9 protein-coding genes and 2 tRNA genes are annotated in these 9,352 nt (G+C 66.5%); 4 read left to right on the plus strand and 7 right to left on the minus strand.

Annotation, left to right across the window (positions count from 1 at the left end; genetic code table 11):
* Positions 1–218: 218 nt before the first annotated feature.
* A complete protein-coding gene (ykgO, locus tag C1Y63_RS12040) occupies positions 219–341 on the minus strand; it encodes a type B 50S ribosomal protein L36 (RefSeq protein ID WP_003852698.1) in 123 nt (40 codons plus the stop codon).
* 293 nt (positions 342–634) lie between these two features.
* Between ykgO and nadE the strand changes: the two genes are divergently transcribed.
* A complete protein-coding gene (gene nadE / locus C1Y63_RS12045) occupies positions 635–1,501 on the plus strand; it encodes an ammonia-dependent NAD(+) synthetase (protein WP_106016696.1) in 867 nt (288 codons plus the stop codon).
* A gap of 93 nt (positions 1,502–1,594) precedes the next feature.
* On the opposite strand, the gene C1Y63_RS12050 is transcribed toward nadE, so the two are convergent.
* From C1Y63_RS12050 to pgm, 6 genes are all read right to left on the minus strand, one after another.
* Positions 1,595–2,014 (minus strand): pyridoxamine 5'-phosphate oxidase family protein, encoded by a 420-nt coding sequence (locus tag C1Y63_RS12050; RefSeq protein ID WP_106016697.1) that lies wholly within the window; start codon positions 2,012–2,014, stop codon positions 1,595–1,597.
* Positions 2,015–2,154: 140 nt separating this feature from the next.
* Positions 2,155–2,230 (minus strand) — tRNA-Ala (locus C1Y63_RS12055).
* A gap of 74 nt (positions 2,231–2,304) precedes the next feature.
* Positions 2,305–2,377, minus strand: a tRNA-Ala gene (locus C1Y63_RS12060).
* A 170-nt stretch (positions 2,378–2,547) separates the two neighbouring features.
* Positions 2,548–3,267, minus strand: a complete 720-nt coding sequence (locus C1Y63_RS12065) for a thioredoxin domain-containing protein (protein WP_106016698.1) — start codon at positions 3,265–3,267, stop codon at positions 2,548–2,550.
* Positions 3,268–3,324: 57 nt separating this feature from the next.
* Complete coding sequence (locus tag C1Y63_RS12070) at positions 3,325–3,825, minus strand: MauE/DoxX family redox-associated membrane protein (protein ID WP_106016699.1); 501 nt, start codon at positions 3,823–3,825, stop codon at positions 3,325–3,327.
* A gap of 319 nt (positions 3,826–4,144) precedes the next feature.
* Positions 4,145–5,803 (minus strand): phosphoglucomutase (alpha-D-glucose-1,6-bisphosphate-dependent), encoded by a 1,659-nt coding sequence (gene pgm / locus C1Y63_RS12075; RefSeq protein ID WP_106016700.1) that lies wholly within the window; start codon positions 5,801–5,803, stop codon positions 4,145–4,147.
* Between the two features lie 820 nt (positions 5,804–6,623).
* On the opposite strand from pgm, the gene C1Y63_RS12080 reads away from it, so the two are divergent.
* From C1Y63_RS12080 to C1Y63_RS12090, 3 genes are all read left to right on the plus strand, one after another.
* A complete protein-coding gene (locus C1Y63_RS12080; RefSeq protein ID WP_106016701.1) occupies positions 6,624–8,039 on the plus strand; it encodes a sodium:alanine symporter family protein in 1,416 nt (471 codons plus the stop codon).
* Between the two features lie 127 nt (positions 8,040–8,166).
* Positions 8,167–8,553 (plus strand): CrcB family protein, encoded by a 387-nt coding sequence (locus C1Y63_RS12085; RefSeq protein WP_233195711.1) that lies wholly within the window; start codon positions 8,167–8,169, stop codon positions 8,551–8,553.
* Complete coding sequence (locus tag C1Y63_RS12090) at positions 8,550–8,912, plus strand: CrcB family protein (RefSeq protein ID WP_106016702.1); 363 nt, start codon at positions 8,550–8,552, stop codon at positions 8,910–8,912. Before C1Y63_RS12085 ends, C1Y63_RS12090 begins: the two co-directional genes overlap by 4 nt.
* Positions 8,913–9,352 lie beyond the last annotated feature (440 nt).

Genomic DNA, 9,352 nt, shown 5'->3' on the forward strand with positions numbered 1-9,352 from the left:
CGCCGAGGGCCTTGGCGGCGGCTCGGACGCTGACTCCGTGAGCGATTGCGCGCCGCAGGGTACGGATCGTGCTCTGCTCGACTCCGGGGATTGTAGGTGGTTGCACGGATTGACCTTTCGGTTAACCGTGTTGCAACGACCACTTGAATCTAAGTTGCCCCAGGCATGAGGAAAGGCCCCGCCCAAGCACTGCTTGAGGGGGCCTCCACCGCATCCATTTAGCCCTGGCGAGCCTTGAAGCGGGGATCCTTCTTGTTGATCACGTAGACCTTGCCACGGCGACGCACGACCTGGGCGCCCGGCTTGTTCTTCAGCGACCGAAGGGACTTACGGACCTTCATCGGGCGCTCCTTTCTCTTCGTTGCGCGACAACCACCACCGGCGATATTCTCGCCGCGCGGCCTGGTGAAGGCACATTCTTCACCGGCTATGGCATTTCCATAACACACCCGAATTTAGGCATCCGGATGCGACACGAGTGTCCATGATAGCTCTGCGCACGGCCGCGCACAAACCGGGCACCTACCACACGTCGTCATAGCCACCACCGGCAACGCCGACAGTGTGCCCGGCACTGCCGCTCCGACCTGGGCGGACGCCGGCTCCCCTAGGGTGCGCGTCTACACTGGCCCTCATGACGACTCCTTCCCACCCCCAGCCTTTGTCGGCGTCTTCCCAGGCACTGCGCGCCGAGATCCGCACGCTGCTGGGCGTGCGCCCGCAGATTGATCCCGCCGCCGAGATCGCCAGCCGCGTGGACTTCCTCGCCGACTATCTCCTCGCCGCACACGCGAAGGCCTACGTGTTGGGCATCAGTGGCGGGCAGGACTCCACCCTGGCCGGCCGACTGGCGCAGCTCGCGGTGGAAAAGCTCCGCACCGACGGGCACGAGGCCAGCTTCTACGCCGTGCGCCTGCCCTACGGGGTGCAGGCGGACGCCGCGGACGCCGAGGCAGCGCTTGAGTTCATCCGCCCCGACCACGCCCTCGAGGTCAACATTCGCGAGGCGGTCACCGCGCTCGCAACGCCGACGGCGGCCGCACTGGACCAGGAGGGGTTGAGCGACTTCAACCGGGGCAACGTCAAGGCCCGCATGCGCATGGTCACCCAGTACGCCATCGCCGGCGAGGTCGGCGGCCTCGTCATCGGTACCGACCACGCCGCAGAGAACATCACCGGCTTCTTCACCAAGTTCGGCGACGGGGCGGCCGACATCCTGCCCCTGGCGGGGCTGACGAAGCGGCAGGGCGCGGCCCTGCTGCGCGAGCTGGGCGCCCCGGACGCCACCTGGCAGAAGGTGCCCACCGCCGATCTGGAAGACGACCGCCCCATGGTCGCCGACGAAGTGGCCCTCGGGGTCACCTACGCCGAGATCGACACCTACCTGGAGACCGACGAGCCGCTGCGCCCGGAGGCCGTCGCACGCCTGGAGCACCTGTGGCGGGTCGGCCAGCACAAGCGGCACCTGCCGCCCACCCCGGCAGACTCCTGGTGGCGCTAAGCGCCGCAGACACACCACAGCCCACCTCCGTGCAGGAGGTGGGCTGTCGTCAAGGGTGGGTGGGCCGCGGCGGAAGATGCGACCCGCCCCACGCTAGTAGCGCTCCGGCTCCTCCCCGAGGGCGAAGGCGCGGCCAGAGACCTCGTTCGGGGTGATGGCCACAAAGTTGTACTTCAGCGTCGGCACCCAAGGCTTGAGCCCCAGGGAGTCCGCGTGGTGAATCCGTGCGGCATCTTTGACGACCTCTGCTGTGCCCTTGATGACCACCGACCAGGCGGCGTCGCCCTCGACGTGGTCGACCTCAAAGAGGACATCGTGGTTGAGTGCGACAGTAAACAGCTTGTTGCCTTCCGCGGTGCGGAAGTACACAGTCTCGCCGTCGACGACGTAGTTCACGGGGAAGATATCCATGTCGTCCTTGCGGCGGACGACGATGCGGCCCAGGGATTCGGTCGCCATGCGGGCGAAGGCTTCGTCGCGGGACAGGTGGGTGATGGCTTCGTGGTTGGACATGTCCCCATTCTTGCACCACCGGCACCCCACGCGCTGTGGTTTGCGTCAAATTGCAACCAGATTGTTATCTAGTTAATAGATTGTGGACGTGGACACGAACAAGGGCCACCCGCGCCGAAGCGTGAGTGGCCCTTGCCTTGTGGTGGAGCTAACGGGACTCGAACCCGTGACCCCCACACTGCCAGTGTGGTGCGCTACCAGCTGCGCCATAGCCCCAAAGGTGAATCCTTCACAAGCGTGAAGCATCCGTATGAAGTTGTCCACTCCTCCGCCGCAGGCGGGGTGTGGAGTGGAGCTAACGGGACTCGAACCCGTGACCCCCACACTGCCAGTGTGGTGCGCTACCAGCTGCGCCATAGCCCCATATGTGGTTGTTCGCTTGACTCACCTGGCGCGCGTGCGCGTGGTGGAAGCGACCTGAATCAATCTACACCGCGGACACTGAGCGACCCAAATCGGCAGCTAAGTCAAGGGTTCCGACAACGCACGTGGCCCGCACGCTGAGCGTGCGGGCCACAGGGCGGGGAAGAGTATTACTTGCCGCTGACTTCCTGCACCCAGTTGCTGATGTCTTCGACATCCTTGCCGTCGACGATGACGCGCGGGGAGGACACGCGGCCGGTCTGCTCCTTGAGCTTCTCGGCGTTCTTCGTGCCGACCTCACGCATCTGCTCCAGGTCCTTGCCCTCGGCGATCTCGGCGGTGACGTCGTCCTTGACCTTCAGCGCGGTGGCGGCCTCAGCGAACTTGGCGTTGTCCCACTGGTTCCAGATCTTGCTCTGGTCGCGCATGAGCATCGCGCGGTAGTTCCAGTAGTCGGTGGCGTCGCCGTCCTGGGCGATGGCCAGCGCCGCCGCACCCGCGCGGGTGGAGTGGCCGTTCTCGTCGCCACGGTCGAGGAAGTTCATCGGGTGGATGTTGACGACGAGGTCGCCGGCCTGCACGGCCTTGAGCATGTCGGCGTCGGTGGCCTCCGCGAGCTCAGAGCAGTGGGGGCAGGAGAAGTCCTCGTAGAGGTCCGCCGTCGGAGTGTCCGGCTTCGCATCCTTGGCAGCCAGGCGGATCATGTTGTCGTTGTAGGTGACGTTGATGCCCACGTTGTCGACCGCGTCGGCGGCGAGCTTCTCGTCGGCGGCCTTCTCACCGTTCATGACGATGTAGGTGACGACGCCAGCGATGACGACAACAACGGCAAGGAGGGCCCAGATGAAGCCCTTGCTTTTCTCATTGGGGCTTTTAATGGTGGTGCTCACGCGAATGAAGGTACTTTCGTAGAATCTGTGGGGACAAAGGGGTGGTGCCGACCACTGTTAGGGGTAGAGAGCGAAGCGGCGGAACGGCCGCCACGCGACGATGGCCGCCATCGCGACGAAGAGAAGGTCGCGGAGGATTTCACTGGTGTAGGTCCACCAGGTGACGTCCGCATTGTAGCCACCGGTACCGAAGCAACCGCAGTCGATCGTCAGGCCCCGCGCCCACGCGGAGGCAATGCCGCCGATGAAGGCGAGGAAGATGACGCCGCTGACGATGCCGACGGGGCGGAGGAACACGCCCAGCAGGACCAGCACGCCGAGGGCGATCTCCACGGGCGCGATGGCGGTGCCGATGATGTTGACGATTCCGGGGCTGAACAGCTCGTAGGCGGCCACGGACTGGCGGGTGGCCAGCGGGTCGCCGATCTTGCTCAGTCCGCTGATGATCCACACGGCGGCCAACCCGAGGCGGGCGGCCGCGCTCACCCAGGGCCACAGCCTGCCCTGGGGGCGGGCGGTGGCGGCTTCGGTGGTGTCGGCGGAGTGAAGGTGCGGCATGGCATAAACCCTAGTTCACGGGGCAACAAAGGCCCCAGCCCAGAGGGAACGCCCGCAGCCATTCACAGCAATCTCCGAGCCACCCGGCAGCAGCCCACTCCCCCGAGCAGGGGTTTCGGGCACATGTGGGTGGGCGGGTCTCGGCTGGGGTGTTGGTAGCGCTTCTCCCCTGCCAGGTTGCACACAGGGAGATCCTCGCCCCATGCCAGGAAAGGTGACACGTCACGGGTATGCTGTGCGCTGCAGACACGCCGATGCCCGCCCCGCGACTGCGCCCCGGGGCGGGCATCACAGGCTCACAGGGGAGATCCTGTGCGCCTTAAGCGCCCAGCACCCCGGAGACCAACTGCTGTGCCTCCGCCTGCACGCGGGCCAGGTGCTCGGCACCGAGGAAGGACTCGGCGTAGATCTTGTACTTGTCCTCCGTGCCGGAGGGGCGCGCCGCAAACCAGGCGTTCTCGGTGCAGACCTTGAGACCACCAATCGGCGCCCCATTACCCGGGGCCTTCGTCAGCTTCGCGGTAATGGCCTCCCCGGCGAGCTCCGTCGCGGTGACATCCTCCGGCGCGAGCTTCTTCAGCACCGCCTTCTGCTCCCGGTTCGCCGGCGCATCGGTGCGCGCATACACCGGGGCACCAAACTCGGCCGCCAGCTCCGCGTAGCGCTGCGAGGGCGTCTTACCCGTCACAGCAAGAATCTCGCTGGCGAGCAGGTCGAGGATGATGCCGTCCTTGTCGGTGGACCACACGGTGCCGTTGTGGCGCAGGAAGGACGCGCCCGCCGACTCCTCGCCACCGAAACCAATCCCGCCATCGATGAGCCCCGGCACGAACCACTTGAAGCCCACCGGCACCTCCAGCAGCGTGCGGCCCAGGGAGCCGACCACGCGGTCGATCATCGACGAGGACACCAACGTCTTACCCACGGCGGTCCCCGGCGCCCAGCCCGGGCGGTGACCGAAGAGGTACTCGATCGCGACCGCCAGGTAGTGGTTCGGGTTCATCAGGCCCGCATCCGGAGTGACGATGCCATGGCGGTCCGCGTCCGCATCATTACCGGTGGCAATGTCGAACTTCGTGCGGTTGCCCACGAGGGACGCCATCGAGTTCGGGGAGGAACAATCCATACGGATCAGCCCGTCCGTGTCGAGGGTCATGAACCGCCAGGTGGCATCCACGCGGGGGTTGACGACCTCCAGGTTGAGGCCATAGTGCTCCCCAATGGCACCCCAGTAGTCGACGGAGGCACCACCCATGGGGTCGGCGCCGATGTGGACGCCCGCCTTCTTGATGGCCTCCAGGTCGACGACGTTGTGCAGGTCCGCAATGTAGTGCTGCATGTAGTCATGCATGATGCAGCGCGGATCACGCACACCCGCCACCGACACTCGGCGCACATCCTTCATGCCGCCGCGCAGAATGTCGTTGGCGCGGGCCGCAATCCAGTCGGTGGCATCCGTGTCGGCGGGGCCGCCGTTCGGCGGGTTGTACTTGAACCCACCATCGCGCGGCGGGTTATGGGAGGGGGTGATAACGATGCCGTCGGCACGCTTCGGGTCGACGCCCGTCACCCCACCCGGCAAGGCGGCATTGTGGCTGAGGATCGCGTGGGACACCGCCGGGGTCGGCGTGTACCGGCCCGCCGCATCCACCAGCACCTCAATATCGTTGGCGAGCAGCACCTCCAGGGCGCTGACCATCGCCGGCTCCGACAGGGCGTGGGGGTCGCGGCCAATGTAGACCGGGCCGCCAATGCCATTGGCTTTGCGGTACTCCACGATGGCCTGGGTGGTGGCGAGGATGTGGTTTTCGTTGAAGGCGGTATCCAGCGAGGAGCCGCGGTGCCCGGAGGTACCGAAGACCACCTGCTGGTCCGGGTTATCAGCGTCCGGGGTGAGCGTGTAGTACGCCGTCACCAGGGCGGCAATGTCAATGAGATCGCTATCCTGAGCGACCTGGCCGGCACGAGGGTGAGCCATGATTCCTCCGAGGACAAGGCACGCAACTGCGCGCCGAACGCGCAGCCGCATGACCAACGGGCAAGGGACTGTCAACCACACCCGGCCACGCACAAGACAGCGGGGCGGGTGAGGCGACGTGACAGGGGTGTCAAGCACCCAACTGTTTCTATTGTTCCCCCGCACACCCCGGGCGCGCCACAGCGAGCACCGCCACACCCACCCCCACACACCCCACGACACCACAGTCCGCCACCACCCGCACCCGCGGGGTCACCCGCAGGCGCCGCACCCACGGCCCCCACCGCCGACCACCCCCACCGCACACCGCAGGCGCCGACGCGGGCGCGCCACGCTACCCCAGCCGCACCCGCCAGGGGCGCGGACCAATGCCCGAAACTGCACGTCATGCACGCAACAGGCTCCACGCGCAGACCACCTAGGCGCGGCGCGCGCGAACCCCAGACGCGCCGCCATCCACCCTCGAGGGCCGAGGCCCGCGCGGGCCGGGCCGGCGACGGGGCAGTCGAACCCCCGACGTGCGGGGGTTGCCGCGGGGGTAGCGCGATGGCAGCACACCACCATCTATGAGATAGTGCTCACACTGAGGCCCGTGGCGTGGTTGCAGCCACGCACCATCGGCTGCGCCTGGGCAGCCGGGCGCGACCAGCCCCTCATCCCCCACACCCACCCGTGCGGGGTCGCGGACGGGCACGCACCTGCCGCCCGGGCGGGCACACCGCCCATGCCCACCGGTACCCTAATGTGGTTTCCCGGACCACAAGCGCCCACCGCGGGCAGCCACAAGGCCATGTTTTCGTTAAGGAGTAAAGGGAATGCCATGAGCGATGTCGCCAGCACCTTGAACACAATCGACGGGTTCATTTGGGGCCCCTACCTGCTGCTGCCACTGCTATTGGGGGCAGGCCTGTACCTGACGGTACGGCTGGGCGCCCTGCAGTTCCGGGCGCTGGGCCGGGGTCTGCGCCACGGCTTCCTCGACGGCGGCGACGGCGGCGAGGGCGATATCTCCAACTACCAGGCACTGACGACGGCGCTCGCCGCCACGGTGGGCGTGGGCAACATCGTCGGCGTGGCCTCCGCCTTAAGTATTGGCGGCCCCGGCGCCCTGTTCTGGATGTGGGTGACCGGCCTGCTGGGCATGGCGACGAAGTACACCGAATGCTTCCTCGGCGTCCGCTTCCGCGTCACCGACGCCGCCGGGGAACAATCCGGCGGCCCCCAGTACTACCTCAAGCGCGGCATCGCGGGCCCCGTCGGGCGGATCCTCGCCGTCGCCTTCGCCATCTTCGGCGTCATCGCCGCCTTCGGCATCGGCAACATGACGCAGGCCAACGCGGTGGCAACCGGCCTGCAGAACTCCTTCGGTGTCGAACACCGCGTCACAGGCATCGTGCTGTTCATCCTCGTGGGCACAGTGCTCCTTGGCGGCATCCAATCGATTGCGAAGGTCACCGCCGCGTTCGTGCCCATGATGATCATGGTGTACATCACCGGCGCCATCGTCGTGCTCGTCCGCAACGCTGAGGCCATCCCCGGCGCCTTCCACCTCATCTTCACCCACGCGTTCACCGGCTCCTCCGCAGTGGGCGGCTTCGTCGGCTCCACCCTGGCGATCGCCATCCAGATGGGTGTTGCCCGCGGTTTGTTCTCCAACGAGTCGGGCATGGGCTCCGCCCCGATCGCGGCCGCCGCCGCCCAAACCAGCCACCCGGTCCGCCAAGGCCTGGTGTCCATGACCCAGACCTTCATCGACACCATCGTCGTCGTGTCCTTTACCGGCCTGGCCATCGTCACCACCAACACCTGGGAGATGGGCTCCGACAACGCCGGCATCATCACCGCCACCGCCTTCAGCAAAGGCCTGCCCGGCACGTGGGGTGACACCGTCGTCAGCCTCAGTGTCATCTTCTTCGCCTTCAGCACTATGCTCGGCTGGTCCTACTACGGCGAACGCTGCCTCGAATCCCTCGTCGGCCGCCGCGGCACCATCCCCTTCCGCATGATCTTCACCCTCGTGGTGCTCATTGGCTCCACCACCAGCCTCGAGGTCGTGTGGACCATCGCCGACATCATGAACGGCCTCATGGCGCTGCCGAACCTCATCGGCCTGCTGCTGCTCAGCGGGCTCGTCGCCCGGGAGACGAAAGCCTACCTCGCATTCGACCCGAAGCTGCGGCGCAGCCAAGAAGAAGTCGCCGAGTTCCTCGCAGCCCAAGGCTCCGACTGGAAGTAAGAAACTCCCTCAAGCCCCCACGCCCCTCACGACGAGGCGGGTGGGGGCTTCTTCACATCCACAACACGGCTGCGGCACCCCACGGTGACTCCTCCGGGCACAGAACGGGCGACTACATTAGGGGACTATGCCCCACCCCGATGCCGCGCCGCGCACGAGCTCACGCACCCCTGTGCCCCCGTGGCTGCAGGCGGCAGCAGGCGCTGCCCTCGGGGCCACAGCGAGGTGGGCACTCGCGCTCATGATTCCGGGAATGCTCGGGCTGGCGGTCACGAACCTCTGCGGCTGCTACCTCATGGGACGCTACAAGCCGGGCCCCTTCGCCGGAACCGGCGTCCTTGGGGGATTCACCAGCTTCGCCAGCTACATCGCGCTGAGCACACAGGCAGACGCCCCCACTGGGATCACGTACTTCATCGCCACGATCGTGCTGTGCCTCGGCGGCTGGGCCGCCGGCGACGCACTCCACGCCCGCATGACACGCAACCGCACTGAGCACGAGCCGAGATCATGAGCGCCACAGACATCATCCTGCAGGGCGCCTGCGTCGCCCTCGGAGGGGCGCTCGGGGGCGGGGTTCGCTACGCGATGTCCACACGGCCCCACGGGCTCCTCGCGGCGAACACGGCCGCCTGTGGGCTCCTCGGGATCGTTGTAGCCCTCGGGCTTGGAAACCAGCTCACGCTCCTCCTGGGAGTCGGCATCGCCGGCAGCCTGTCCACATGGAGCAGCCTGGCCGCCCACCTTGGCGCGCACTACAAGCGCAGCATCACGAACGGCATCAGCCACACCCTCATCGCTGTCGCCTGCGGGCTCACGGCCTTCATGGCGGGGCATACGGTGACGGACTGGATGGTCAGCGCTCTGGGGTAGTCCGGGTACGCCGGCGGCTGAGAGCACCGCAGACGACAGCCCCACCTCGGCGTACAGGCGAAGAGCGACGACACACAACGGCTGCAGGATGCCGTTGGCATTGAGAAGCGGCAGAAACTAGGTGACACACTCCCCTGCCCCGGGGTCGCAGCCGACAGAAGAGCTGCGGGCACCCACTCATTTCACCGAAAAGATCAAAGACAACCCCGCGACGCACGCACACCAGACAGCACTCTGTCATCCCCTACCCCGAGCCCTCCCCCGGTGCAGGCCCACAACAACAACGAGCGCCCCCAAAACCCCTGCACACGCAACAAAGCCCCGAAAACCACACACGACGGTTTCCGGGGCCTTGAAGAAAAATTATGAAGATATAATGTCGGCAGTGACCTACTCTCCCACACACTCCCGTGTGCAGTACCATCGGCGCAGGTGGGCTT

Origin of the sequence: Corynebacterium sp. 13CS0277 (assembly GCF_002994655.1) — a bacterium.
Lineage (GTDB): Bacteria > Actinomycetota > Actinomycetes > Mycobacteriales > Mycobacteriaceae > Corynebacterium.